The 26,728-nt window shown below is 40.9% G+C and carries 28 protein-coding genes and 2 pseudogenes; 12 read left to right on the top strand and 18 right to left on the bottom strand.

Going from position 1 to position 26,728, the window contains the following annotated elements; all coding sequences use genetic code 11:
- Positions 1–83: 83 nt before the first annotated feature.
- The 7 genes from LKD71_RS15580 to LKD71_RS15550 all read right to left on the bottom strand — a co-directional run bounded on the left by LKD71_RS15580 (position 84) and on the right by LKD71_RS15550 (position 6,713).
- Entirely contained in the window at positions 84–992 is a 909-nt protein-coding gene (locus LKD71_RS15580; protein ID WP_118472552.1) for a radical SAM mobile pair protein B, read from the bottom strand.
- Positions 980–1,669, bottom strand: coding sequence for a radical SAM mobile pair protein A (locus LKD71_RS15575; RefSeq protein WP_227616143.1), 690 nt, complete (start codon positions 1,667–1,669; stop codon positions 980–982). Before LKD71_RS15575 ends, LKD71_RS15580 begins: the two co-directional genes overlap by 13 nt.
- Positions 1,666–2,103: a radical SAM mobile pair system MarR family transcriptional regulator gene (locus LKD71_RS15570; protein WP_015567822.1), complete on the bottom strand. Its 438-nt coding sequence runs from the start codon at positions 2,101–2,103 to the stop codon at positions 1,666–1,668. The genes LKD71_RS15575 and LKD71_RS15570 overlap by 4 nt, the downstream gene beginning before the upstream one ends.
- A gap of 221 nt (positions 2,104–2,324) precedes the next feature.
- The gene (locus tag LKD71_RS15565) at positions 2,325–2,765 is read right to left on the bottom strand and encodes a helix-turn-helix domain-containing protein (protein WP_227616142.1); all 441 of its coding nucleotides are present in this window, start codon (positions 2,763–2,765) and stop codon (positions 2,325–2,327) included.
- Positions 2,766–3,764: 999 nt separating this feature from the next.
- Positions 3,765–4,223, bottom strand: coding sequence for a DUF4869 domain-containing protein (locus tag LKD71_RS15560; protein WP_118588241.1), 459 nt, complete (start codon positions 4,221–4,223; stop codon positions 3,765–3,767).
- A 205-nt stretch (positions 4,224–4,428) separates the two neighbouring features.
- Complete coding sequence (locus tag LKD71_RS15555) at positions 4,429–5,379, bottom strand: hypothetical protein (protein WP_331466487.1); 951 nt, start codon at positions 5,377–5,379, stop codon at positions 4,429–4,431.
- Positions 5,380–5,564: 185 nt separating this feature from the next.
- A complete protein-coding gene (locus LKD71_RS15550) occupies positions 5,565–6,713 on the bottom strand; it encodes an SLC13 family permease (RefSeq protein WP_227616141.1) in 1,149 nt (382 codons plus the stop codon).
- A 91-nt stretch (positions 6,714–6,804) separates the two neighbouring features.
- On the opposite strand from LKD71_RS15550, the gene LKD71_RS18795 reads away from it, so the two are divergent.
- Entirely contained in the window at positions 6,805–6,990 is a 186-nt protein-coding gene (locus LKD71_RS18795; protein ID WP_331466486.1) for a hypothetical protein, read from the top strand.
- Between the two features lie 237 nt (positions 6,991–7,227).
- On the top strand, positions 7,228–7,611 hold the full coding sequence (locus LKD71_RS18790) for a hypothetical protein (RefSeq protein ID WP_331466485.1): 384 nt from the start codon (positions 7,228–7,230) through the stop codon (positions 7,609–7,611).
- Between the two features lie 85 nt (positions 7,612–7,696).
- Here the strand turns inward: LKD71_RS18790 and LKD71_RS15540 are convergent, their stop codons facing one another.
- The 11 genes and pseudogenes from LKD71_RS15540 to LKD71_RS15490 all read right to left on the bottom strand — a co-directional run.
- Positions 7,697–7,915, bottom strand: a complete 219-nt coding sequence (locus LKD71_RS15540; protein ID WP_118012734.1) for an aspartate dehydrogenase — start codon at positions 7,913–7,915, stop codon at positions 7,697–7,699.
- A 40-nt stretch (positions 7,916–7,955) separates the two neighbouring features.
- A complete protein-coding gene (locus LKD71_RS15535; RefSeq protein ID WP_227616140.1) occupies positions 7,956–8,426 on the bottom strand; it encodes an LURP-one-related/scramblase family protein in 471 nt (156 codons plus the stop codon).
- Positions 8,427–8,655: 229 nt separating this feature from the next.
- A pseudogene (locus LKD71_RS15530) lies at positions 8,656–8,886 on the bottom strand (CDP-alcohol phosphatidyltransferase family protein); the annotation flags it as partial.
- On the bottom strand, positions 8,876–9,940 hold the full coding sequence (locus tag LKD71_RS15525) for an FUSC family protein (RefSeq protein ID WP_227616139.1): 1,065 nt from the start codon (positions 9,938–9,940) through the stop codon (positions 8,876–8,878). The pseudogene LKD71_RS15530 and the gene LKD71_RS15525, both read right to left, overlap by 11 nt.
- A 33-nt stretch (positions 9,941–9,973) precedes the next feature.
- Positions 9,974–11,017, bottom strand: a complete 1,044-nt coding sequence (locus tag LKD71_RS15520; RefSeq protein ID WP_117449750.1) for a HAMP domain-containing sensor histidine kinase — start codon at positions 11,015–11,017, stop codon at positions 9,974–9,976.
- Positions 11,017–11,727: a response regulator transcription factor gene (locus LKD71_RS15515; RefSeq protein ID WP_003693048.1), complete on the bottom strand. Its 711-nt coding sequence runs from the start codon at positions 11,725–11,727 to the stop codon at positions 11,017–11,019. The genes LKD71_RS15520 and LKD71_RS15515 overlap by 1 nt, the downstream gene beginning before the upstream one ends.
- The gene (locus LKD71_RS15510; protein ID WP_227616138.1) at positions 11,706–13,139 is read right to left on the bottom strand and encodes a phospholipase D family protein; all 1,434 of its coding nucleotides are present in this window, start codon (positions 13,137–13,139) and stop codon (positions 11,706–11,708) included. The genes LKD71_RS15515 and LKD71_RS15510 overlap by 22 nt, the downstream gene beginning before the upstream one ends.
- A 290-nt stretch (positions 13,140–13,429) precedes the next feature.
- A complete protein-coding gene (gene cls, locus LKD71_RS15505) occupies positions 13,430–14,989 on the bottom strand; it encodes a cardiolipin synthase (RefSeq protein ID WP_227616137.1) in 1,560 nt (519 codons plus the stop codon).
- A 35-nt stretch (positions 14,990–15,024) separates the two neighbouring features.
- Positions 15,025–15,705, bottom strand: a complete 681-nt coding sequence (locus LKD71_RS15500) for a GTP pyrophosphokinase (RefSeq protein ID WP_227616136.1) — start codon at positions 15,703–15,705, stop codon at positions 15,025–15,027.
- A gap of 38 nt (positions 15,706–15,743) precedes the next feature.
- A complete protein-coding gene (gene bsh / locus LKD71_RS15495) occupies positions 15,744–16,721 on the bottom strand; it encodes a choloylglycine hydrolase (protein WP_005347230.1) in 978 nt (325 codons plus the stop codon).
- Positions 16,722–16,855: 134 nt separating this feature from the next.
- Positions 16,856–17,080: pseudogene (locus LKD71_RS15490) on the bottom strand (hypothetical protein); the annotation flags it as partial.
- A 6-nt stretch (positions 17,081–17,086) separates the two neighbouring features.
- Here LKD71_RS15490 and LKD71_RS18745 point away from each other — a divergent pair.
- The 10 genes from LKD71_RS18745 (at position 17,087) to LKD71_RS15440 (ending at position 26,464) form a co-directional block, all read left to right on the top strand.
- Positions 17,087–17,308 (top strand): S24 family peptidase, encoded by a 222-nt coding sequence (locus LKD71_RS18745; RefSeq protein ID WP_227616135.1) that lies wholly within the window; start codon positions 17,087–17,089, stop codon positions 17,306–17,308.
- Between the two features lie 295 nt (positions 17,309–17,603).
- Positions 17,604–18,059 carry an Hsp20/alpha crystallin family protein gene (locus LKD71_RS15480; protein ID WP_118254521.1) on the top strand — a complete coding sequence of 152 codons (456 nt, stop codon included), beginning with the start codon at positions 17,604–17,606 and terminating at the stop codon, positions 18,057–18,059.
- 136 nt (positions 18,060–18,195) lie between these two features.
- Positions 18,196–18,648, top strand: coding sequence for an Hsp20/alpha crystallin family protein (locus LKD71_RS15475; RefSeq protein ID WP_227616134.1), 453 nt, complete (start codon positions 18,196–18,198; stop codon positions 18,646–18,648).
- 107 nt (positions 18,649–18,755) lie between these two features.
- Positions 18,756–19,052, top strand: coding sequence for a helix-turn-helix domain-containing protein (locus LKD71_RS15470; protein ID WP_227616133.1), 297 nt, complete (start codon positions 18,756–18,758; stop codon positions 19,050–19,052).
- A 65-nt stretch (positions 19,053–19,117) separates the two neighbouring features.
- Positions 19,118–19,735 (top strand): transposase, encoded by a 618-nt coding sequence (locus LKD71_RS15465; RefSeq protein ID WP_227616132.1) that lies wholly within the window; start codon positions 19,118–19,120, stop codon positions 19,733–19,735.
- Between the two features lie 298 nt (positions 19,736–20,033).
- Positions 20,034–20,273 carry a hypothetical protein gene (locus tag LKD71_RS15460; protein ID WP_227616131.1) on the top strand — a complete coding sequence of 80 codons (240 nt, stop codon included), beginning with the start codon at positions 20,034–20,036 and terminating at the stop codon, positions 20,271–20,273.
- A gap of 110 nt (positions 20,274–20,383) precedes the next feature.
- Positions 20,384–20,959, top strand: a complete 576-nt coding sequence (locus LKD71_RS15455; protein WP_227616130.1) for a TetR/AcrR family transcriptional regulator — start codon at positions 20,384–20,386, stop codon at positions 20,957–20,959.
- Between the two features lie 103 nt (positions 20,960–21,062).
- A complete protein-coding gene (locus LKD71_RS15450; protein WP_227616129.1) occupies positions 21,063–22,445 on the top strand; it encodes a DUF1254 domain-containing protein in 1,383 nt (460 codons plus the stop codon).
- Positions 22,446–22,454: 9 nt separating this feature from the next.
- Complete coding sequence (locus tag LKD71_RS15445; RefSeq protein WP_227616128.1) at positions 22,455–24,500, top strand: alkyl/aryl-sulfatase; 2,046 nt, start codon at positions 22,455–22,457, stop codon at positions 24,498–24,500.
- 272 nt (positions 24,501–24,772) lie between these two features.
- A complete protein-coding gene (locus LKD71_RS15440; protein ID WP_331466488.1) occupies positions 24,773–26,464 on the top strand; it encodes an IS1182 family transposase in 1,692 nt (563 codons plus the stop codon).
- Positions 26,465–26,728: the final 264 nt, after the last annotated feature.

Genomic DNA, 26,728 nt, shown 5'->3' with positions numbered 1-26,728 from the left:
CAATATTTATGTGATTTCATTCAGATACCTCCTGCCGTTTTTCTTAATCATATACCTTTTAAAAGATATATACAAACCTGAATTTAGCGATTTCTTTTTCCGGTATTCTCTGTCCCACGGATTTCCTCATGATAAAAATAATCTACGATCACCGGATGCCCCTGCGGTACTCTGCCATAAGGCATTTCATTATCCACAAAGGCACAATCATACTTCTTAGCCATTTTCTCAGCTTTTACTTCAAGTGCTTCAAAGTAGCTGCGGTTATGCTTGTTATAGATCTCGTCGTAAAGTGGTACAAGATCAGGATATTTTCCGGCGATATAATCCATAATTGTCTTTTTGAAACCGCCTCGAAGATTGAGATTTTCGAGCCAGAACAGATCGCACTGATCCTTTACCCGCTCAAAGATTGCTTCAAAATCCGTGATACCGGGGAATACCGGGGATACGAAACAGACTGTACGGATACCTGCTTCATATACCTGCTTCATAGCAGAGATACGGCGCTCAATGCTCGAAGCAGAGTCCATATCGTTCTTGAAATTTTCATCTAGTGTGTTGATCGACCATGAAACGGTTACACGTCCAAGCTTCTTCAGCAGATCAATATCCCGTACCACAAGATCCGACTTTGTGCAAATCAGAATATCTGCGTCACTGCCGATCAGCTGCTCCAGAAGTTTTCTGGTATTCCCGAATTGCTCCTCCTGTGGATTGTAGCCATCTGTCACAGAACCGATGACCACCCGCTGTCCGGCATATTTCTTCGGATTTTTAATTTCCGGCCAATGCTTCACATCAAGGAAAGTGCCCCATTCCTCCTTGTGCCCGGTAAAGCGCTTCATAAAAGAAGCATAGCAATACTTGCAGGCATGTGTACAGCCCACATAGGGATTGACCGAGTAACCGCCTACCGGCAGACTAGACTTAGTCATTATGTTCTTTGTTTCCACCTCACGAATGAGGATTCCATTTATTACTTCTTCCATGATTTCTGTACCTCTAACACTTTATTAAATTCTTCCGGCATTTCCTGAATCATATTTTCATCCCCTATGATAGGGACAAGGTCTTCCTTCATAAACACCGGAATTCCGAGCTTATGTGCCTGGTCCGTCAGAGACCACGCCCATTCCGGCTCCGTATGAATCTTCCTGCTCTGAGCTCCGGTCATGGTGCCAACAACGATCCAATTGATTCCGGAAAGGTCAACTGTGCCGGGAGCGTCGAATAACGGCTCAAAGGTAACATGGTAATGTTTTGCTCTGACGTTTTTCCGAAGGGCGTCGATACGCCACAGTTCTGCTTTCCTCGTCACCGTAACGCCAAACCATGCGTTTTCCAGATCGGTATCAAAATCCAGCAAATCAGGTCGCTTGGTAAGGAACAGGAACTGATGCTGTGGATTTTCACGGATCTTTGCAAATACCTCGCCTCTCCATTCCGGCTTCCATCCGGAGAGATCGCTCATGCCGGTAAGAAGAAAGTTCTGCGGACGTTTCTTTTCCATCATCTTGAGCTTACCCGGAAAGAATTCAGGGGCAGCGAAGTCATCAATCATATGCCAGCGTTTCACGTTGTTGCGGGCATAGCAATATGCACACCCCACTGTGCAGCCAATGACGATATTCATGTTCTGAATCTGATCTTTGATACAAATACTCATGACTTCTGCCACTCCTCAAGATTCTTTCTGATGCGGTCGAGGCATTCCTCAAACCGGGTAATTTCTTCCTCTGAAAAACCTTTGTAGTAAATACTGCCCATCTCATCAGATACAGAATCGTACTCGCCCTTTAAGGCATGTGCTTTCTCAGTCAGAAACAGGAGTGTTTTCCTTTTGTCCGTTTTAGACTGAACACGGCTTATCAGCCCTTGATTTTCCATTCTTTCCAGCATCGTAGTAAGAGATGTTATCGCTAATCCGCATTTAGTCGAGAGTGACCTGATTGAGATACCATCCTCCTGCCACAGCACATAAAGAATACGCCCCTGGGCTCCATTAAACGCATCAATATTCTTTTCACTGAGAATCTTCTCAAAAATCCGGTCTCCAAGCTGTTTTATTTTTGTGACAAGAAATCCTCCATTCATTTCCATACAAAAGCTCCTATATAGTAGTTTATTAAAAACATACTATATAGGAGCTTTATTGTCAAGAGTTTATATGTCTTAATAGGTAAATTCCATTTTTTTCAATTCTCCAAACTGGAATCTGTCTATTTCATCCTATCTATCATTTCTGCCTGCGCTTTCCTGTTTTATCCTTATAGCTGTAAACAACACAATATCTTCCATTTCTTTCTACTAATGATGCCATGTTAAACCTCCACTTTCTCTCTGCCTTGCAGCCAACCCTCAAACTCCTGCCTTGGAATTCGAATCGTTTTGCTGCTTTGTACTGCTTCTACTTTTCCTTTTTTAATCCATTTGTGCACGGTTGCCGGATTTACTCCTGCCAGAACTGCTGCTTCATTTACTGTCAGATAAGCGTCGTTTCCGATATATCTGCTATGACCATCTTGCTCCAGAACCGCTCTTCTATAAGCTTCAATCCTGCGATTATCTTCACCCTTCACTGTCTCTGACATTTCGTCTGATACGATATGATAATCGTCCTGGCTGGCATACCATTCATAAAAACTCTTCTTTGTCACTCGTCTTCGACCATCAAACTCAATGGTTTTCAGAATCTCTGACTGATTCAGAAGACCATATACGGTAGATCTGGGAACGCCTAATAAGCCGGCCATCTCCGGCATGGCCATGGAGCTTTCTACAATGTCACGAACTTTCTCCCGATCCTCGGCATTTCGGTACCGTTTCTGACTTCGATACCATTTATCAAATGCTTTTTTCGGATATCTCCTCTAATAGTCCACTAAGGTAAATTCCACACCGGCCTTTTTCATTTTTTCATAAACCAGGTTCTCAGATATCTGAAGCATCTCTGCAATATCCCGTGGTGAATAGGAACTTTTCTTGTTTTCTGTTTCAAATCCAGGGGCGGAGGTGCACATGATCCGCTGATGCATATGATCATGCCTGATTCCCTTCCCAATCACGCGGTCATAGACAGACCCGTGGCTTTGGCTGGAAATCATTGATTTTCAGGCATCAAAAAAAGCCCCATTGGGTATTTAACCCAATAGAGCTTTGCGTACTTTTCCAGCATATATAATATGTCTGAAAAGCAAATATATAATTTTTAGTTGTCCTGCTGATCTTCTACTTCCAACATAATCATTGTATCAGTCGGAAGTATCAGAGGTATCCCAAATACAGGCTATAAAGTATCAATTACGTTTCTTGGAGTATCATTATTTGAGACTTTGCAAAATAGTTTCTATGATAAACTTTACTTGTCATTTTCCCAGTCTACTAATTTCATAATTGCTTTTACCGCATTCACTATCCTTGGAGCAAAGTACGCCTTTGTAAGCCTTTTCTTCGAATATGCCCATATAAAATTCTTACTCGTACTTTCTATCAATAAATCTGTAAAATATCGTTCCCAACTGACATACTCTTTACTGTCAATGTATTCTTCCGGATTCTGAAGTACTGTTTCTACATTTACTTCCGGTATTTCCTTTGTTGAAAGTAACAGCCACTCAAAAGATTCTGGTGCATAAGATCAATTAAAACGGTCTTACCAGATCCACTGTCACCAGTAATAACTGTAATATTCCTATGAATCACAAAATCATATTTCACTTTTCTGGATTCTACAATGATTCTATGTGAACCTTTCATAATCACTACTCCTGTTTCATTTCATTTAAATACTTATTTGCTATAGGAATAAGTTCCTTCATTGAATGAGCTGTTTCTCCTCCATTTTGAACTTTGATTTCAAATTTTGTGTCTTTTCCAAAACTCATCATATGTCTGAGATTAATGGTGACATCTTTAATTCTGCCTATTTCTAATATCCATTTTGCACAGTTATCGCCACAGGTCGAGGCATTGAAAATCCGATCTGGTTCATTTAAAATCAACAACAATGTTTTCACTCCTCCTGACAGTCTTTCAGGAGGAATCTGTCCCAACACCGGACTGTTAATGCATTCACCACTTAATACTTCTGAATCATCAATATCTTTAATCATCTTTTTCGCCAGTTCTGCCTCAAGCCATTCTGGTTCATAGCTGTTTTTAAAATAAACATTTGTATTATAAATACTGTTTTTCACATCTCCATAAATAATACTCAGCATTTATAAGAGCCTTCTCTCAAAATACATTTCTTCCTATGACATGGTTTCGTTCCATGTTTATGTTCTATATTATAAATGACTCCCGGCTTTTTTTGAAGTTCTTTAGCACTGGTACTTTTAGAATTGGCGTGAAAATACGCCATACCCCATCAAGCCGATATATGTATGATGTTCTTTCTGTTTACACCAGTTTACAACTTTATAATTAATAGACTTGCTGACGAATCAGCTGTTTTAAAGCCTTTATGATAACATTTGATTTTATATGTGTTTCGATGTTTCTAACGAAATTGGTCAAAAATATCTGGCTGCGAATGCCCTGACTTAATTCAAAACGAAACTCCTGTACACTTTTTGTACGGTATTCGGAAAACTGCTCATCCTGATAGGGTAAGATCTTCATTGCACAATAACAGATATTGATCAGATTTACCAGCATTTCAATACCCTTGCAGCTTCGTACCATATAACTGCAAAGTGACCAGAAGATTTTCTGCTCATAGTAGCTTGTTTCAATATTCCACTGGAACGAGTACAAAAACAGCGGAATATATTTCATCCTGTCACTTTCGGTCTGGTTCAATGGTGCTTTTTTCTGCCACATGCGATATCCAAGAGGAAGTGAAAGATAAGATACCCTGTCATTCTTCCATACAGGTATGCAAAGCATAATACTTACAAAGCAGTGTCCATTCAGATAATTGGAACCATTATGTGCGGCATGGTCAAAGAGTTTTGAAACATTCTCAAACCGAGTTCCGGCCTTTGCTACCATGGTATCATCCACACAAAGAAATATCGGCTGTGTTGCCAGTGAATCCGGTATCATTCTCAAAGCAACTTTAGCTGTGATATTCATAAAGTGGGAATAATCAACTTTTGCATAGGAACATGCGTGGAAAAAGGTATTGAGGGATTTTGTGGTAATCCCAGACAAAAAGTGCTGATATAAAAATCGAATGGAATGTACAGATTCCAATGTTAGTATTGATAAAACGAGTAAAAACAAAGTATCTGCTGTTGGAGCAGAAAAAGTTTCAAAATAAATCAAAAAATATTTGTGAAGTCTACCAGTCAGAGTCTTTTCGTTGTATAATGTCTTTGTCGTACAGGGTCTCTTTCCTTTGTAATGTTTTGGAGCAAACTCATTATACATCAGAAAGCCCTGTACGATATTTTTTTATGAAAAAGTTGTAAAGTGGTGTAAAGATTAATGATCTTTGTATTGGCACCGAAAATATATTTATTTCTCCGCGGCTTTTCTTCCAGGATGGGAGAGTGCCGCGGAGAATTTTTTGCGAAGAAAGAATTGTTATAGCTTTTGTAATTCCGGGAAAACCTTTATCTAAGAAAAAAATACAATATTAACATGAATATCATGAATATAATATTGGAGGCTGTGAATATTCCCAAATACTTCCCTTTCAGATTCCTGTTTTCTTTTGCAATATATTTGAAACTTATCAGGCTTGCCATGGATGCAATCAGAGTGCCGAGACCTCCAATATTGGTTCCGACAATTAAAGCCCGGTAATTATCTGTAAAGCCGGATAAAAGAAGCGCAGCGGGAACATTGCTCATAATCTGACTGGCAAGAACAGCAGTAAGTGTTTCCCTTCCTGCCATGATTCTTTCCAGAAAACTGCTGAATTGCGGAATCCTTCCAAGGTTGCCGATAAAAATAAATAATGCGATAAAGGTGGCAAGCAGGGAGTAATCCACCCTGCTTATATTTTCCCTGTTTCTTAGCAGCATATATATAAGAACCAATACAAGAGGAATCTGGTATGGAATGATATGTGCAACAGTGAGCAGGCAGATTGTAAATAAGATCAGGTAAGCGGCCAGGTATTCCATGTTAAGTTCTTTTCTGTCAGAGAATCCCAAAAGAGTTTTATCTTTTTCGGAACCGCATACGTGAGGTGCTTTGGCAGCGGCTACCTGTATCCATATCAGAAGAAGGATAAGTGCTGTGGCGGAATAGGGAAGCATCAGGGTTATTAATTCTGCCGCGGACATCCCTGCTCTGGCATATAGATAAAGGTTCTGCGGATTTCCGATTGGTGTGAGCATGCTTCCGAGATTAGCAGCGATTGTCTGCATGGCTACTATTTTAAGAAGCCAGTAATTGCCCAGTTCCTTTGGCAGTTTATGCACAATGATCAGTGCAAGAGGAACAAAAGTAATCAATGCCACATCATTGGTGATCACCATTGACAGGAAGAAACATAAGAGTACCAACAGCCTGATCACACCCACAGTTCCCGATGTTCCCATCAGCAATTTTTTGGCAAGTATATCAAAAACACCAACAGCCTTCAAACCAGCTACAATTGCCATCAAACAGAAGAGGAGCCCGAGAGTCCTGAAATCGATATAAGTAAAATAAGTCTTATCCGGTCTGACCCAGAACATAGAAAGAAGCGCCAGGATCACTGCAATTGACAAAACGGTTTCTTTCCTGAAAAAAACATATAATTTTTGTAACATAATATTTCCCTTCCGGTCTGATACGACCGCGTATAAGTATATCACAGAAACATCCAGAAAAAAAGAAGCTAAACTGGAACTGGCAGCCTCCATGATCCGGCAGGTTATGCCTGAATTTCACAGCAAAGATCATATCATCATCCTTTGTGACAGCTGGTACACAAAACAGAATCTGGTATCCATCGTTGATGAATATCCGAATCTGGATCTGATTGGCAATGCAAGGATTGATTCTATCATTTATGATCTTGCACCTGCACAGACCGGTCGTCGGTGACGTCCTGCCAAACATGGAAAACATCTTTCTGTTGAAACAGATTTTACGTTTTCCAATGAAAAGATTGGTGATTATTATACCGGTGTCCGCCGGGTTCTCGCTAAGATCTTTGGCAATAGGGAAGTCCTTGCCTATGTCACTGCCATAGAAAAAGAACATGGTACAAAACAACTGTTTTTCAGTACCATTTTCCCGGAAGATCTGCAGATTTTCTGTGCATGGCAGGAAAAAGCACCATTGAACCAGACCGGAAGTGACCGTATGAAATACATTCCACTGTTGCTATATTCGTTACGCTGGAATATTGAAACAAGCTACTATGAACAGAAAACGTTCTGGTCTTTTTGTAACTATATGGTGCGAAGCTGCAAAGGGATTGAAATGCTGGTCAATCTGATTAACATCAGTTACTGTGCCATGAAGATTCTGCCCTATCAGAACGAACATTTTTCTGAGTACCGTACAAAAAGCGTACAGGAGTTTCGTTTTGAATTAAGTCAGGGCATTCGCAGTCAGATATTTTTTGCCACTTTCGTGAAAAATATCGAAACACATATAAAATCAAATGCCATGACAAAGGCCTTAAAACAGCTGATTCATCAACAAGTCTATCATTTATAAAGTTGTAAACTGGTGTAAAATAACTCCTTTTTCCTTATAAGCTTACAGACGAATACCTGGCGTTCATCCACGACACAGAAGATGTCTAATATTCTTTTGCAATTTCCTCTGTTATCTCATATATCTCTTTGAATCTTTCTAGGTCCTCCGGCGATCTGATCAGCATGATCTCTTCGATTTTTCCGGTCCGTATGTCTTTGAATCCTGCTACTTCTTCCCCAGTACAAATGCTTGCACGAATAACTGGTTTCATATGTTCTCGGTCATATGTTTTTTTCACGATTTTCTTTTTGAATAATCCCATGCTTCATCCTCCGAATAATTACAGTAACAAGATCAGCTTTTTAATTTCTGGAACATTTTTCTGCATCGATTGCCAGTACAAACATCAGCGCATCCAACGCATTTCCGGAATCCTGCACATCAATAACATAAGTATCTGTCATATGAAACAGTTCTTTATTGACCCGTGCGATTGAATAACCGCTTCGATCAAGAATGCTATAGTCCCATTCCATAATGGTTCCATCAATATGCCATCCATTGTAATCAATATTATAATGTGGCGTCAGGAATGAGAATTCTTTGCTCAGGCATCCGATATAACTGCCGTTTTTATAAATTTCGAATTTAGGAAGAAAAGTAAGTACTTTCTGAACAACCATTCCTACTTCATTTCCATAGGCATCATAAATTACAAGTTTATGTCCCCAGGACAACTGACCTTTTACTACATAAACAGTGTTGCCTGCTTCATCATAGATATCATAGCTGTCAAACCATGAAAACAACCTTTGTTTAAATAATAGCTTCATAACTTTTCACCACTTTCTCCAACAAATATAATTGGTTCTTTATAAGCACCATAATACCATGCCGGAACACCTAAAAAAATATGTAAATTAAAGAATTAACCCATCTTATTTCACAGATTATGATAAAACATAGATTTCCGGCTATAAATCTCTACTCGCTCACAAAAGGATATAAAAAAGACCATCTACTGCTTGTTTACGGTAAATGATCTTTTCATTGCAATATTTAATTAAATATTTTTCCTAAATTACTAATCCTATGGAATCTTCTTGCGATATATCCATCTGCAAGATCCGTAAGACCAGACAGCAATAAGATTTCACCAGCTAACAGAGGATTTTTCTTTACGCAATAACTCCATATAATTACCGGAATCAGACAAAGCCGAAAAAAAGAAAGAAGATTAGGAACCGTAATAATTCTATTCAAATTTTCTTCCTGATTCACTTCACTCTGCATGTACGGTCACCTCACTTTCCTTTTTTTTAGACATAAACCAATAAAATATAACACAAAATGCTAATGCAAACACAACACCAAAAACATTTTGAATCACTCTAAGACTAACCGCTCCTTGTAGTCCATAAGTCTCTGCAGCAATGGCTAAAGCACCAAATGTGTTAAATACTGCCTGCCAGCCATATTGTGCTGAAAATCCTACACCGATTCCACCAAGAATTCCTATATATGCATAGATTGACGAAGGAAGCAGAAAATATAATACTGTAAAACATATAACACCTGCAATATTTCCGACAATCCTTTTACGGACTCTGTAGCGCATATCTTCCATAAACGGCAAAATCGTGGACATGGCCGCAATACCAGCCCACATTGCACGTGGCATATTACAAAGTTCTGCAATGCAAAGGACAATCGGTACGCATAAAATCTGACATATCTGCCATTTTGTTCTGGAAGAAGTGATATCAAATTCTTGTATCAGATCTTTCAGATTTCTTTTATAAGTTCTGTTTTTATGATTTCGATAAAATACGAAGCAGGTAAGTGCTGCACCTAAAGCCATTCCGACTAATCGCATCTGATAGCTTTTTCCCGTAACATCATAACCATATAGCAGCAGATACCCAAGAACCAATGTAGATTGATTAAACATGAATGGATTATGGCATCCGAACAGAATCAACACAGCCAGTGCCGCAATATTTAACAGCATTCCCAATACCGGTGAAAACTGATTTGCTAAATGCGGACATACAGTCATAATTACAAAGAACAAAGCCAAAAGCATCGTAGATTGTCCGGTGTGGATCCCCAGATCCGCATTTCTAAACACCATGAGACATAATAAGACTACTACACCTACAATGCTGTTCTCATTTCCAAATAGGATGCTGAAAATACTAACAAAGAAAAAACAAAATGCCATTGTAACAGCTATCTTCACCAGATATACCCACATATGATATAATTTTTCTTTTAGTGTTTCACTCTTTTTCAACAGGTTTTTAGAACCTGCCTGATTTAACTGCAACTCCTGATAAAATGTCATATAAATCCTCCCATCTTCTAATTTATCTTAAAACTATATAATCTCATCTTTCTGCTTTGGCAGCTCTATAACAAATCTGCATCCACCATATTCACGGTTTTCTGCTTTGATTGTTCCTCCGGCACTATCTACAATCCGTTTTACAAGTGCAAGACCTAGGCCATTTCCTTCTGCTTTATGAGATCCATCTACCTGATAGAACTTGTCAAATATTCTGGATTTTACATCATCCTCTATTCCTGGTCCTTCATCTTCCAGAATGAACTTAACAGAATCCTGTTCTTGTTTCAGAAACATCGTAATTGTCCCCTTTGAAGGGCTGAACTTAATCGCATTATCCAAAAGATTTATCCAGATATGCATAAAAAGTCCTTCATTCCCAGTATATTTAACTTCCTCCAATTCTACCTGAAAACCAATTTCTTTTTCTGTCCATTTTGTTTCCAATGAAAGAAATGCCTGGCGGATCTGTTCATCCAGACGATATTCTGTTTTTTTCATTGGTATATTCTGATTCTCTAACTTGGATAACAGCAAAATATTACCAACCAATCCGGAAAGTCTTTGGGTGTTAAATAAGATTTTTTCTACATATTCCTCTTGATCCGGAGACAGTTCTTCTCCCTGAAGCAGCATTGTATATCCTTCAATGGCATTAATCGGGGTCTTAAACTCATGAGAAACATTAGATACAAAATCCATCTGCAGCACCTCTGTTGCACGAAGTTCTTTTGTCATAACGTTAAAACTTTGATAAGATTCTCCAACTTCTGCTATACGGCTGTTCGTTTCCAAATGCTGTTCAAAATCTCCCTGAGAAACTTCCTTCATTGCTTTACTAAGTCTGGTAATTGGTTCCAGTAACTTTGCATTGATAAAGGAAGTGATCAGTCCTGCAATCAATGTATTGAAAATCAAAAGCCAGCCAAGCACAGGTATGCCGCCCGGCAGATTAAAAAAATGATTCAAAAAAGCAAATAATAAAGCAGATATGACTGTTGAAAATACAAGTGCCAGCCAGATTGCACCAGTCAGACAGGATCGGATCCGCAATCCTTTTTTTTTCTTTTGTTCCATTATTTTTTCACCACCTTGTATCCAATTCCACGCATTGTTACGATTTCAAAATCCGGGTTATCTTTAAAACGCTCTCTGATTCTTCCTATATGTACCTCTATCGTATGTGGGTCTGCCTCCGTCTCGTATCCCCATACTTCATCCATCAACTGTTGTTTTGTAAATGTTCTGCCTGGCGAAGCTGCAAGCTTATATAAAAGCAGGAATTCTTTTTTAGGCAAAACAAGACTTTCCTTATCAGTTGTAACCGTCATTGCATCATAATCAAACTCTGTTGAACCGATCACAATTTTGTGTTCATTCAGTATCTGTGCACGGCGAAGCAGTGCTCCGACTCTTAAAACCATTTCATTCACATTTACCGGTTTTACCATATAATCGTCACTTCCCGAAAGAAATCCCTGGCGCATATCATCAAAGGAACCTTTCGCAGTGATCATAAGTACCGGTATCTGATATCCTGCTGAACGGAGTTCCGACACCAGTTCATAACCATCCATAACCGGCATCATAATATCAGAAATGATCAGATCAATATATTCCTTATCCAATACTTCTAATGCCTGTGCTCCATCCGATGCACTTTTGACTTGATATCCATTCTTCTCAAGCACTTTTTGGAATAGCTGGCTTAATTCTTTATCATCTTCTACAATCAATATTTGAAACACGTTTTCCTTCCTCCTTATTAAAACAGATACCTTGCCCATCCCAGCAGATGCTGTACCAAAAATATTTTTCTCTGACGTTTCTTTGTTAATTCGATTGGCTCTACATGATATGGATCACGATAGGTTCCATCTTCCAATACCTGGCGGGACACTCTTTCATATTCCATCATGCCCTCTTCCAACTGTTTATTAATATCTTTACTGCGAATTACAAGCATCAGTTCCGTATCCAGATATGCACTTCTCATGTCCATATTAAAGGAACCGATTACAGACAGATCATCGTCAATCAGAATACTTTTTCCGTGGTATGAATAACCGCCTTCATATTCCCAGATATTAATTCCTGTACTTAAGATTCTATTTCTGTTTTTCGCATAATCGGCAGCCCCAAATGGATTCCCATTATTCGCAACTGAATTTGTCATGATAGAAAAATCTGAAACGTTCTCTGCAATCTCCTCCCATGTATTATACATCATATCATTACAGATAATATATGGCGTGTGGATCTTCACACGATTTTTTGCATTTTTCATCAATTCTCCCAACTGATACCACACTACTGGTTCTTTGGAACCTGTGTGAATAGGATTTGACACTAATGCAATCTTTTCTGTCTCAAAAGTTTCGTCCGTGTAATCGGTATCGCAGATTCTTTCCTTATTCTCTTCAAAATATTTCTGATAGCCGTTCTGCAGCTCTAAAACTGCGTTCTTTACAGATTTTCTATTTGCCAGTTTTTTATTGTCATGAAAATAACCACTGTCTTCTTGTTCCCATATCGTTTCAAAATACTCTAACAACTGGTTAACTGAATTTTCTTTCTCAGGTTCATCGCAAACCACTAACACGTCTCTGTCATAGTTCTTATGTCCCGGAAAATCACCCAGGAAATAATTGTATGTATTTCTTCCCCCAAGAATATATCTCTTTCCATCTGCAATCAAATATTTATCATGCATTCTACCCATCATCTTCCATGGTTTCAACGGATTGGCCTTATTATACAGTTTAATTTCAACATTCTCATGGGAAGATAATCCATAGAAATACGGATTTCCTTCCATATCAATCCAGCTCTCCATTCCATCTACTAACAGACGAATATGTACACCTCTGTCTGCCGCATCATGCAGTGCTCCTAAAATCAATTTTCCACTTTCATCGGATTGAAATGCAAAAGTAGAAAGAATAATTTCCTTTTTTGCATTCTTGATCAAACGCACTCTTTGTAAAAGCGCTTCTGGATTCTTTTCTATGATTACTGCCCGTTCTGTATTTTCACTGCATTCGTTCCATGACCCATTTTTTGTTTCTTTTTTGGTTGTATTGGACACTTCCGGCTGCTTTTTATATGCAACGCAGATTCCGAGCAATTCATAAAAAGCCACACATAAAAAAAATGCCAGTATAACAAGAAGGATTTTACATATTTTATGCTTTTTCATTGTACATCACCTGCTTCCTTTTTATTTCATACTTATACAATACAAAGGCAATCTCAATTTAACCTCAACAAAATTTATTTTTCATAAAAAAATATGACCGGCTTCTTTTTAAAGAAACAGTCATATTTTTATTCTAATATATGAAGGAGCTTTTCTTACTCCGTTGTATTAATCACTATCCATGCAAAATCTTCTTTGTACAACAGACTGTTAGATATAGCAAAAACGGCCTTTCAAAAACAGTTAACTTCTAAATCAACTGTTTTTTGAAAGGTCGTTTCATCAGATTCTTATAGCAATCCAGCAAATAATCTCATAAATAATTGTCCCAGTCGCAAATATGCACTTCGTCCGGTTTGATATTGGTCTGTCACATCACGACATTCTCCCATCGTTCTTATCAGATCATTTTTTATTTCCACAACTGCCTGACAATCTGCCATAAAACAGCCGTTTTCAAAATGGTGATATAAACTTCGATAATCCAGATTAATTGTTCCACAAGTTGCCATACAGTCATCTGCCACACTCATTTTTGCATGACAGAAACCAGGAGTCCACTCATAAACACGAACACCATGTTTAACTAATCCATGATAAAAAGAACGAGTTATATTATAAATGAATTTTTTATCAGGGATACCAGGTGTGATAATTCTTACGTCTACCCCTCGCTTAGCAGCCAGACATAACGCATGCGTCATTTCATCTGTTATGATTAGATATGGAGTCATAAACCAACAATATTTTTCAGCTTTATTTATCATACTGATATAAACTTCTTCTCCTACTTGCTCATTATCCATAGGGCTATCTGCATAAGGTTGAACAAACCCAGTTTGCTGTGCCGCATAATCATAGTGGAAAAGGTATTTACTAAAATCAGAATCATTAGCAACCTTATCACTTACTGCATTCCACATTTCCAAAAATGTCACCGTAAGCGACTGAACAGCATCTCCTTCTAAACGAATACCTGTATCTTTCCACTGTCCATACGGGTGTGTGTAATTAAAATATTCGTTTGCTAGATTATATCCACCTGTAAATCCGACTTTTCCATCAATAACTGTTATTTTTCTATGATCACGATTGTTCAAAAACAGATTTAAACCTGGCATAAACGGATTGAATACACGGCAATGAATTCCTATTGCCTCCATCTTTTTCACAAAATCTGTGTTAATAAAGCCTATAGAACCCATATCATCGTAGAATACTCTAACTTCCACACCTGCTTTTACTCGCTCTTCCAGAACATCTTGAATCTTATGCCATGCTTCAGCGTCTTCTATCGCATGATATTCCATAAAGATAAACTTCTGTGCTTTCTCCAAATCCTTAAGCTGTGCCTCTAATCCTTTCACTGCTTCATCAAAATACACAATATCCGTATTCTGATAGATTGGATACTGCGAATTTCTTTGTATGTAACTTGCTATATTTCCTGCTTTCGGAATTGTTTCTTTTATTCTGCTCAAACACTCCTGACCGTCCGGAAGCATTGGTAACAATTTGCCATCAATTTCTGCATATCGCTCACGCATTTTATGTGTGCCACCATTCAAACCAATCAACAAATACAGGCCTACACCCATAATTGGGAAAATTAGAATTAGGATGACCCAAGGCATTTTCATAGAGGATGTCTTATTTGATGCGTACAATCCCAAAACCAAGATCCCACTCAAAAGCCTTGTAAATAAATTTATGATTTCTGCATATTCATTCAAGCGTGTTACGATAGTAATAATAAAAATCACTTCCAAAAGAATGCAGATTATGGAAAAACACAGCCGTTTTACCCCATTTTTTGTTTTTGCTTTGCCCTCTAAAGTATCTTGTTTCATATATATTCCACCTTCCTACTTGCTCAGTTTTCTCCCTAAATTTCATGGAACATACCAATTTTGTCTTTTATTCTCTGCATTTCATTATCTGCTTCAATGATAGCTCTTGCAGAATGAAGTAATTCTTCACTTATCTCATCATAGCCAGGCATTTCTTCAATTCCTTTTTTATAGCGAAGTTGATGTTCCAATGTTGCCCAGAAATCCATACCATTGGTTCGAATCTGTAATTCTACACGCATAGGTGTTTTACCCTTAGCAAAAAATACTGGTATTTCAACAATCATATGATAGCTTCGATAACCATTCGATTTTGGATTTTTTATATAATCTTTTATTTCAATAACTTTAATATCATCCTGTTGGGTAATCAAATCTGATATCATATAAATATCGTCAATAAACGCACAAACTATTCGAACGCCTGCTACATCATTGAGATATGTCTGTATATTTTCTGTTGTAAATTCATATCCCATCTTCTGCAGTTTATTGTAAATACTATTGGGCTTCTTAATTCTTGTTTTTATAAAAGAAATAGGATTTCGATTGTTCTCAACTGAAAATTCATCATCCAAAACCTCAAGTTTAGTTTGTATCTCCCGAATAGCACAACGATACATCATCATTAAATTATAAAATTTTGTAGCATTATTTAAAAACTGTAGTGATTCCGGACTGTTCATCCTGAGTTTTTTTACTTCATCTTTTGTCATGGAACTTTCCTTTCTACCTCATCCCTGATTTCAAAACATTATTTATTTTGATAGTTGATTCGTTCTCCTTGAATTACTGGATAACAAATCATTTTATCACTATCCAGATTTTCTACATGCATATCTACTGCACTGATCTGATGGTTTTCATAAGTATTGTAATAATAAATACCTTTTGTAACATTACAACACGACGTATACAATGTGATTTCATATTTTCCATCCGCTACTTCGCAACATCCTCGTTGCTGATCCACAGATCCGAGAATGTGAAAGAATTGGCTAACGCTTTCTTCCTCTGATTCACCTGAAATTGCATTTACCTTTGTAAAAGCTACGCGTACAAAGCGTGATGAAGATGAGAGATCTCCCGGAAGACCTAATCCTCCCATACCTCTACTATATGCATCAAGAGCCAAATTTTCGCAGAAAGTATTTCTGGGCTGTTTAGGAGATAAATACATATAATTATTTAGTTGAAACATCTGCTGTGGAAATGGCGGATTATTCGTAAGCACTCCTACTGGATTATCATAAATATGCAAACCATCTGACATAGATTCTACCGTAATTGACTCATTCTCATCAGAAATGATCCAGTGTAATTGTGCTAATGGCAATTGCTCGCTGAAAGGAGTATTAACAATATTAATTCGTTCAAGAAGCTCGCGAACTTCAACTAAAGAAGAACACTGACTTAAAATCCACGGAATAAATTCAAACTGTGCAATATTTTCCACATCTGGCTTAATCGCGGCATAAACAGCATTTCCGACAAAATTCAGTCCTGCCATTGCCACTCCTTTTTCATTCATAGCATCATAATACAAAGGATAATCCTCTGCAACATGAGCCATTCCAATAATTGCATAATGATTTTTCATATCGCCAACATGGCGAAAATTAAACGCATAATTACGTGGTGTAATTACTATCTGATCACCATAAGAGAATTCATAATCGAGGGTTCGTCCAAAGTAAAAATCTTTTGTTTTATAAGTTGCTGCTGTACACATGATCGTTTATCCTCCTAAATAGATTGAAATATGTCAATGAGTTTTTTTCTTGAACAATAGTATAGCACAATCTTTTATTTTGTTCCAACTTCATACATGATCATAACATGTAAACTTTAAACTATTTTCCTAGATTATTTCTCCATCAGTTTTTCAAACCAGGTATCCATAGCTAGGATGAATTGACCTACGTCTGGCAATTCTTGCAGCATTTCGTTTAGGGTTTTGTGCTTCACATATTTCTGCACATACACCCAAAAGACAACGCTACTGGCTTCTGATACAATGTCAGCTATGGTTTTGCGCATAAGCTCTTCAAATTCAGCAATTTCTTCTTTCGGAACAACATCATATGTGGTGACAGTATGGAGCCTCTCTATCTGGATGGACAGATCATCTGGATTCATAAACAAGAAACTCTTGAAGAAGGAGAAATCGGTGTCTTTTTCCTCGATGGTGATGCTTATGTAAAGAAATATCATCAATCTGATTGCGGTATCCAACTTATTTCTCTAAATAAAAAATATGCTCCTATCCAAGTCACTTCCGGCTCCACCTTAAAAACTTTTGGAAAAGTAGTTGGCTAATTTTAAAAGGCTGATGCATTAACAGTAAACTTGCAGGGCGTCTTTTTTCACCATTTTGCATGGCTTATAGCGTTCACAAAACACATTCACAAGTTTCACAAAATCATTCACAAAATCTTCACAAAAAAATTAGCACTCACCTCTTGACAGTGCTAATAATGCGTGTTATATTACAGATAGAACAAAGGAAGAGAGATAAAAGAAAAGGTATTCCAGATGTTCGAAGAACTAGAAATGATAATACAGCAGACTGGATCGTGAAGATCTAGGGAGCTTTTGAAAGGAGATATGACTTATGTTAATGCCTAGTATTTTTGGAGAAAACTTATTTGATGATTTCTTTACACCATTCTATTATGATGACAAAGATGAGAAGAAAGCGGAAAAGAAGCTGTACGGAAGAAGAGCACAGAATCTCCTGAAGACAGATATTAAGGAAAAACCGGAAGGTTATGAACTGATTGTTGATGTTCCTGGCTTCAAGAAAGATGAAGTCAAAGTTGCATTGAAAGATGGTTACTTAACTGTCAGTGCAGCAAAAGGTCTGGATGAAGACGATGAAGATAAGAAGGGACACTACATCAGACGTGAACGTTACGCAGGAGCCTGCGAGCGAAGCTTTTATGTAGGCGAAGAAGTGACTCAGGAAGACATTAAAGGTGAATACAAACATGGTATCCTGAAACTGTTTGTTCCGAAGAAAGAAGCAAAACCAGTTTCCAATGATCCGAAATATATAACCATTGAATGATAATGATAACATCTGATTGATAAAAAGCTCGTGGTGTTGCCCGAAGATTTCGGGCAGTACCCTTTAAATATAATTGTAAGTAACAGTCGAAAGACTTGAATATAGATTTGTTTGTCATGAAAAGGAGAGATGACTTATGTTAATGCCTAGTATTTTTGGAGAAAACTTATTTGATGATGATTGGATGAATTTCCCGTTTAACGATGAGTTTTGGGGCAAGAAGAATCCGCTTTATGGTAAACATGCGCAGAACATGATGAAAACGGATATCCGTGAAACAGACGGTAGCTATGAACTGGATGTCGATCTTCCGGGATTTAAGAAAGACGAGATTCAGGTACAGCTGAAAGATGGTTATCTGGTACTTTCTACTGCAAAGGGACTGGATAAAGATGAAAAAGATAAAGAAGGTAATTATATCAGGCGTGAACGCTATGCGGGCAGCATGTGCCGAAGCTTTTATGTAGGCGATGCAGTAAGCGAAGAAGACATTCATGCAAAATATGAAGATGGTATTCTGAAACTGTCCGTGCCAAAGAAAGCACCTGAGAAAATAGAAAAAGATGGTTATATTGCCATTGAAGGTTAAGGAAATCTCCTTATAGTCGGGGCTGTCGCATCAATGATTGATATGCTCCCTTCTAAGTAGACAAGAGAAATAATAAAATCTTGTTTATTTAGAAGGGAGCTTTCTTTATGGCATTCAAACATAAATTTACTTATGAAGAAAAAGTCAAAATAGTTTCTGAATACATTGATGGAACATATGGGTTCAGAGAAATATGTAAACGTTATGATATTAATCAAGGTTCTTTAAAAGATTGGAAACGACTTTATGAAACCTTTGGATGGAGCGGTTTGAAAACCGGTTCTAAAACTACTCGTTATTCAAAAGAAACTAAAGAGGCAGCTGTTAGAGATTACTTGTCTCATGAGTTTACATTCCCAGAAATATTAAAAAAGTATCAGATTCGTTCTGGAACTCAACTCTGATATGCTCCCTTCTAGGTAGACAAGTGAAATAATAAAAACTTGTCACTTAGGAAGGAGCATATTTTATGTCTAAAAGAAAAGTATCTGTTGAGGATAAGATATGTGCTGTAAATCTATATCTGGATGGAAAAGAAAGCCAACGGCGAATTGCCGATATGTTTGCTGTAAGTCTCGCATCTGTCCAACAATGGATTCGAAACTATGAATCTATGGGAGCAAATGCATTCACATTGAAAGGGAATAAAAAATATTCCAAAGAATTGAAACAACAAGCAGTCTTAGATTATTTAGCAGGCTATGGTTCTCAAAATGATATTTGCAAAAAATACGGGATCCGTTCGAAAGGTAAGTTACAAACTTGGATAAAGAAGTATAATGGTCATGAAGAATTAAAATCTTCTGGAACAGGAGGAAGCATTGTCATGACCAAAGGACGAAAAACCACTTTTGAAGAACGGGTTGAAATAGTACAGTATTGTATCGCACATGATCGTAATTATGCCCAAACAGCAGAACAATACCAGGTGTCCTATCAACAGGCTCGCAATTATATAGTCAAATATGAAGCTAGTGGAGTGGAAGCTTTAAGAGATAACCGTGGCAAACGAAAACGTCCCGATGAGATGAGTGAATTAGAAAAGCTGCGTGCTGAAGTTAAAATTTTAAAAGCAGAGAAAGAATGATATGCTCCCTTTATGAGAGACAGTGAAATAAAAACACTGTCAATCACGAAGGGAGCATTGTTCATGTCAAGAAGGAAAACCAGCAGATCAGAGCAACTGTCGGCGGCGAAAGCCTCTGCATGACATGTGGACGCGTCAGCCCTTTGTCCACGCAGTCTACCTTTGAGGACTTGGCGGTGGATTTCGAGGGTACAACCGCCAGTGGCGCGGAACGATTCTACCGGCGGACGCTTGACAAGCTGCGCATGAAGCTGCTTGAAAGCAGGCTTGTCCATACCGTGACGCTGAAGCAGACCGAATGCCGCAAAAGGAACAAAAAATAGCCGCCGCTGTCTACCTATATCAGGCAGACAACGACGGCGAATGGGGAGAGATCAGATTTGACTTTGCAACCGGCACAGCGGAGATCGTCTGGCTGGCGGAGTGGGACACGATAAAGTCCAATATCTTTGCAAGGACGGCGATTCGGTACATCCAGAGCTTGCCGGAGGTGCGGCTGCTGAAAAAGGCTATTGTGATGTTTGATCAGGCATTGTGATCCTAAAAATCTATAACTCTTATTCAAGCAATCACTTGATTTATTCTGTGGAGTCTGATATACTATTATAAGAAACACTGGATAATGCACAGAAATGGGGGGATTGTGTTTTGAGGGAAGAAAAGAAAGCCGAAAAGAGACAGGAGCTTGTAGGCGTCTGCCTTGACTGCTTTGTCGAAAAGGGGCTGACCGTTGCCACGACAAAGGACCTCTGTAAGGCGGCAAAGTTGCAAAACGGCGGCATCTACTATTACTTCTCCGCCAAAGAGGAAATCGTTCTTGCCTGCGCCGAGGAAGCGATCAGTCGAATTGAAAAAGCCGCGTTTGCCATCGTGCTTGAAGATATTAGTGACATCAAAAGCATGATGGATCATCTCGGTGAGCTGGCGGATAAAATGTCGCCTACCATGCGCTTTCTGGTCAGCGTATGTGTGTCGCGCGAATACGGAGAAAAGGTAAAGCCTTCCCTTGTGCGGCTTGCGGCAAGATACCCTTATTACACGGGCAAGATTGCGGAGATCCTCGGCTGCACCGACGAAGAGGTTGCGCCGTTCGTTCATCTGTCGATCCTCGCCATCAACAATTATATGATCTTTGCCGAGCGAGCGCTGTTTGACCCACAAATCGAAGCGGTCAAAAAGGAGCTTTCAAGGCTTGCGGAAAGAAAGGGGCGGAATAATCGATAGTTTACCATAAAGAGAAAATCACAAACGACTTTATAGTCAATCCATACGCACAAACCCTTCCGAGGAGATGACCAAAAACAGAAGAGAATCATAGGAGGACAACATGAAAAAGATACTTGCAATTCTACTATCGCTGCTTACGCTGCTTTCCTGCGGGTTTCTTTCCGCCTGCTCTGCCGAAAAAACGCAGCCGGATACACCGGATACTGAAACCGTGTGGGAAACGGTCAGTGAGGCATACATCTATGCGTTCCCGCTGGTGCTAACCGACGCAACCAAAACATTATCGACCAATACGGACGGGACCATGACTGGCCGTGCGCCCATCAATCAGTTCAACCATGCAAAAAAGCTGGCGGACGCCTCTTTCCGCACCGTCGTGACGCCGAACGTCGATACCGTCTATTCGCAGGCATGGCTTGACATCAGCACAGAGCCTATGGTCTACGTCCTGCCGGAAACGGATCGCTTCTGCAATGTGCAGCTTCTGGATGCGTGGACGAACACCGCCGCCGTGCTGGACAAGGCGGGTGCTTATGCCATTGCGCTTCCCGGCTGGGAGGGCGAGCTGCCCGACGGTGTGACGCGCGTGGACGTGCCCACCGCAACGATGTGGTCGATCACCCGCACGGTGCTGTCTGGGAACGAGGACCTGCCCAATGTCTATGCTATTCAGGAGCAGATGCAGCTCCTGCCGCTTTCGGCTTATGTACAGGGAGGCGAGTATGCCGCACCGCAGGGAGCTTATAAAGAGGAAAATGACTTTGTTCCCGTGAACAAGGTGCTTTCCATGACGCCAGCAGAGTTTTTCAATACGGCTAACGCTCTGATGCAGGTCAACCCGCCCGCCGATGCGGATAAGGAACTGCTGAAGAAACTCTCCGCCATCAACGTGGGCGCGGGTAAGACCTTCGACGCCGCTCTCCTGGGCGAAGGAGCTGCCGAGCGCTGGACGCAGATGCTTCAGGGGCTTCGCGCCACGCTTGCCGCCGACGGCGCGAAGTATGCGCAAAAACTCGGTCAGTGGATCTATTACGGCAAGCCCATCGGCGACTTCGGCACGGAGTATACCTACCGCGCGATGGTAGCGCTGGTGGGGCTTGGCGCCAACACCGTGGACGTGGCAATCTATCCCAAGACAGCGGTGGATGAGACCGGCGCAGCGCTGACCGGAGAAAAGAAGTATACGCTCCACTTTGAAACCCTTCCTCCCACGCTGGAGGGCGGCTTCTGGTCCGTGACCGCCTACGGAGAGGATGATTTCCTCATTGACAATTCCATCGACCGCTACTGCATCAACGACCGCTCCGACTTCAAGCTGAATGCGGACGGCACATTGGATATTATCCTGTCCAAGGATGCACAGGAAGACACCTCTAACTGGCTGCCTGTTTCCGACGGGGAATTTCATCTGTTCATGCGGATCTATGTACCGGATATGACAGCACTGGATAGCTGGCAGCCACCTGTTATCCGCGAACAATAAGGAGAGGCTATGAAACGTATTGCAGCAATGCTTCTTACATCGGTACTATTGCTGTCCTGCGTCGGCTGTGCGCAGGATGGGCGCAAAGAGCTGGGCGCGGAAAAGGCAGACCTGGGTCTGACCGCCGATGTCAAGCCCGCCACAAACTTTACGGCAAAGGCAAATGCCGCCATCTACGATGAACTTGACTTCGATGATAAGCAGGAATATGAATTCGCCACCCGTGGACTGATCGACGCGCCGGAAACACTGGAACTAAAGGACGAGGATGGGACGATTCTCTGGAGTCAGGAAGCCTATGCGTTCCTGGACGATTATGAAAAAGCGCCTGACAGCGTAAATCCCAGCCTCTGGGAGAACACGAAGAACAACCATGCCTATGGTCTTTTTGAAGTGACGGATGGCATCTATCAGGTCCGCGGCTATGACATGGCAAACCTCACCGTTATCAAGGGCGATACGGGCTGGATCGTCTTTGACACGCTGATGAGTGTGGAGTGCAGCCAGGCTGCCATGCAGCTGATCGAAAAGAATCTTGGTAAATTCCCGGTCAAGGCCGTCATCATCTCTCATTCTCACGCCGACCATTTTGGCGGCATCGCTGGCGTGATGGCGAAAGAGGATAAGGCAGACGAGACACTTTCTATTGAAGATCAGCTCGCCAGCGGCAAGATCCCCGTGATCACGCCTGTGGGCTTCACGGAGCACTCCGTGAAGGAAAATGTCTACGCCGGTAAGGGTATGGGCCGCCGCAGCAATTATCAGTATGGCATCCTTCTGACCCCCGGCGTGACCGGCAAGCTGGCGCAGGGCATCGGCATGGGACAGTCCACCGGAACGGTCTCGTTCATGACGCCCAGCTATGAAATCATGCAGTCCGGCGAAAAGCTGACGATCGACGGTGTGGAGCTGGAGTTCCAGCTCACGCCGGGTACGGAAGCGCCCGCCGAAATGAACACGTGGCTGCCCCAGTACAAGGCGCTTTGGATGGCGGAAAACTGCACCGGCACGCTCCACAATCTCTACACGCTGCGCGGCGCGGAGGTGCGCGACGGCGCGGCATGGGCAAACTATATCACCGAGGCCATTTCCCTTTACGGCAAGGACGCGGAGGTAACCTTCCAGTCCCACAACTGGCCGCACTGGGGAAACAACGTGGTGAACGACTACATGGTCAACACGGCTGCCGTGTATAAGTTCATCAACGACCAGACTCTGACCTATATCAATCAGGGCTACACCAGCGACGAGATCTCCAACATGATCGAGCTGCCGGAGGCGCTCAATAAAATCTGGTACACCCGCCAGTACTACGGGACGGTCGCCCACAACGCCAAGGCGGTCTACCAGAAGTTCATGGGATGGTATGACAGCAACCCTGTCAACCTGAACCCCCTCATGCCAAGCGACAGCGCAAAAAAATGGGTGGAGTACCTGGGGGATGTTGACAAGGTCCTGCAAATGGCAAAGGCGGATTTTGACAAGGGTGAATATCAGTGGGTCGCCGAGGTCACAAACACCATCGTCTTTGCCGACCCGACGAACACCGATGCACGGCTTCTGTGCGCCGATGCACTGGAGCAGCTGGGGTATCAGGCGGAGTCCGGTCCGTGGCGCAACGAATATCTGACCGCCGCGCAGGAGCTGCGCCATGGAAACGCCAATTTCACCGCTTCCACCAAATCTACCGGCGACATGGTCAAGGCCCTCTCCGCGCCCATGCTGTTTGACTATATGGCCATTGTCATGGACAAGCAGGCGCTGGCTGACCGCGACTTCACCATGAACGTGATCCTGCCTGACGTGGGCGAACAGCACATGCTCCGCGTGAAGAATGGTATGCTGCTGGTTTATGCGGATACATTGTCTGATGATGCGGACGTGTCTATTACCTGCCCGAAGAATGCGCTGTTTGCGATCCTGACCAACAATCAGGAAACGGTTACACAGGCCGTCAAGGTCGAGGGCAGCGCAGAGCTGCTGACGCTGATGATGGAGAATATGAACCAGTTCCCGATCACCGGAGCCAACCCCTTCAACATCATCGAGCCGTAACGGCTTCGCGGGGCGGTCCGTGGGAAGACCGCCCCGCTCGAGAGAAAACAGCGAGATGCTTTCAACGCAAATTAAAAGCTGTCTGTTTCTGTTGGAAACAGACAGCTTTTGCAGCCTTACGGTTGCCCTGCACACCCGAATCTGTCAGCCAACAGTAAAAATAAGAATTACTTCCTTATCACTGTTAAGCCAAGGGATATAGCGATTTTTTCTTCTAATAACTGTCAAAAACAGGATTATTATAACGATTTTTTGAGTTTGGGCAACAGAAAATTAACTTTAGTTTCTTCGAATTGAGTTTACCTGACGACGATCCAGTCTATACCCTGAAAAAAGTGATGGAGGAATTAGATTTTTCTGGCTTGTTAGCCAATTGTTCAGATAAGGGAAGAACCGGGTACAACCCAATTATGATGTATGCTGTAGTTACCTATGCAAATATGCGGGGAATACGTTCTGTTGACTGTATTGTTGATCTGTGTGAAAGAGACCATGCTTTTATCTGGCTGACGCGCGGACAAAAACCGAAACGTGATGCTTTTTATGACTTTAAAAACAGGAAGCTGACATCTGATGTCCTGGATGACCTGAATTACCAGTTTATGCGGCGGCTGCAGAAAGAAGGGCTGGTCACATTAAAAGAACTTTTTATTGACGGTACAAAGATAGAGGCAAATGCGAACCGTTATACTTTTGTATGGCGTGGAAGCATCAATTATCATCTGGCAGGACTTCTGGACTCTATCGACCAGCTTTTTGAAAAATATAATTCTTTTTTGCAGGAGAATGATTATGGAACAAAGTACGAGCTGGGAAATGCACAGATGTTTGTGATCGAAGGGATGGATAAAGTCCGGGAAGTGATCGAAAAGAACAGAAAACGAAAGCTTGTAAAACATAAAAAGCTTTCAAATAACCGTATTATAGAGATCGATAACTGTTCACCGCTTGAAATACGGAAACTCCAGAACAATCTCACGATGATCGCAGACAACGAGGGAATCGAATTCGTTTACGGAAAAGGAAAAAGAAAACCTGCACTTCAACAGCTGCATGAGGAACTGGAACAATGCGGAAAACGACTGATGGAATATAAAGAATGCTTTGAGATCATGGGAAAAAACAGAAACAGTTATTCCAAAACAGATCTGGAAGCGACTTTTATGCGTATGAAAGAAGATCACATGCTGAACGGACAGTTAAAGCCAGCATATAATGTTCAGATCGCGGTAGAGAATTATTATATCGTACATGGATATGTAAGCAGCGACCGCACCGATTATAATACCCTGATCCCGGTCCTTGAAAAACATAAGAATGCTTTCGGGAGTATTCTGGAAGAAGTAACTGCGGACAGCGGGTACTGTAGTGAAAAAAATCTGCTTTATTTAAAACGGAATGAAATATCCAGTTATATAAAACTGCAGGATCATGAAAAGCGAAAAACACGCGCTTATTCAGAAGATATCAGTAAATATTACAACATGAGGACAGGGATCTTTGAAGATGAACAGTTCTATATCTGCCATGACGGACGTGAACTGCGGCATCTCAGGACAGAGAGCAAAGAGCAGGATGGATATACACAGACCTTTGAGGTATATGGTTGTGCAGACTGCAGCGGATGTGAACATAAAGCGCGCTGTCTGTATAAGTATGATGCGGAGAAAGATGCCGAAAAGAACAAAGTCATGAAGATCAATGAACAATGGGAGGAACTGAAAGAAAGATCGCATGCCAATATCCAGAGTGAACGCGGGATCCTGAAACGCCAGACACGTTCCATTCAGACGGAAGGACATTTTGGAGATATAAAGGAAAATGAGAACTTCCGGCGTTTTAATTACCGTTCGGCAGATAAGGTATATAAAGAATTCATGCTGTATGCTATTGGAAGAAATATAAATAAATATCATCGTTTTTTATACGAAAAACTGAGAAAATTTGAAGGAAAAACTGCCTAGAAAAAAATGCGGCTGAAAAAATCCAAACAAGGATTTTTTGCGGCCAAAAACAGAAAGTATTTATCAAAATAAAAATATCCTGAACAAGTTGCAGAGCCAGAAAGCTCTGTAACTGTCAGGATATTTTTGTTTGGTGCTGTCAGCTCTAAAAAACGTTATTTACCGACAGCTCCCTGTTTTGTTTTAATGACTAAAACTTCCCACACCGTATCGGTGTGTTGAACCTTGAAAATTCAATATTTCAGCCAATAAAAAAGGCATAAA

Source organism: Fusicatenibacter faecihominis (genome assembly GCF_020686945.1).
GTDB classification, from domain to species: domain Bacteria; phylum Bacillota; class Clostridia; order Lachnospirales; family Lachnospiraceae; genus Limivivens; species Limivivens faecihominis.
The sequence above is the reverse complement of the archived record's forward strand: the minus strand, read 5'-3'. Positions and strand labels throughout refer to the sequence as shown.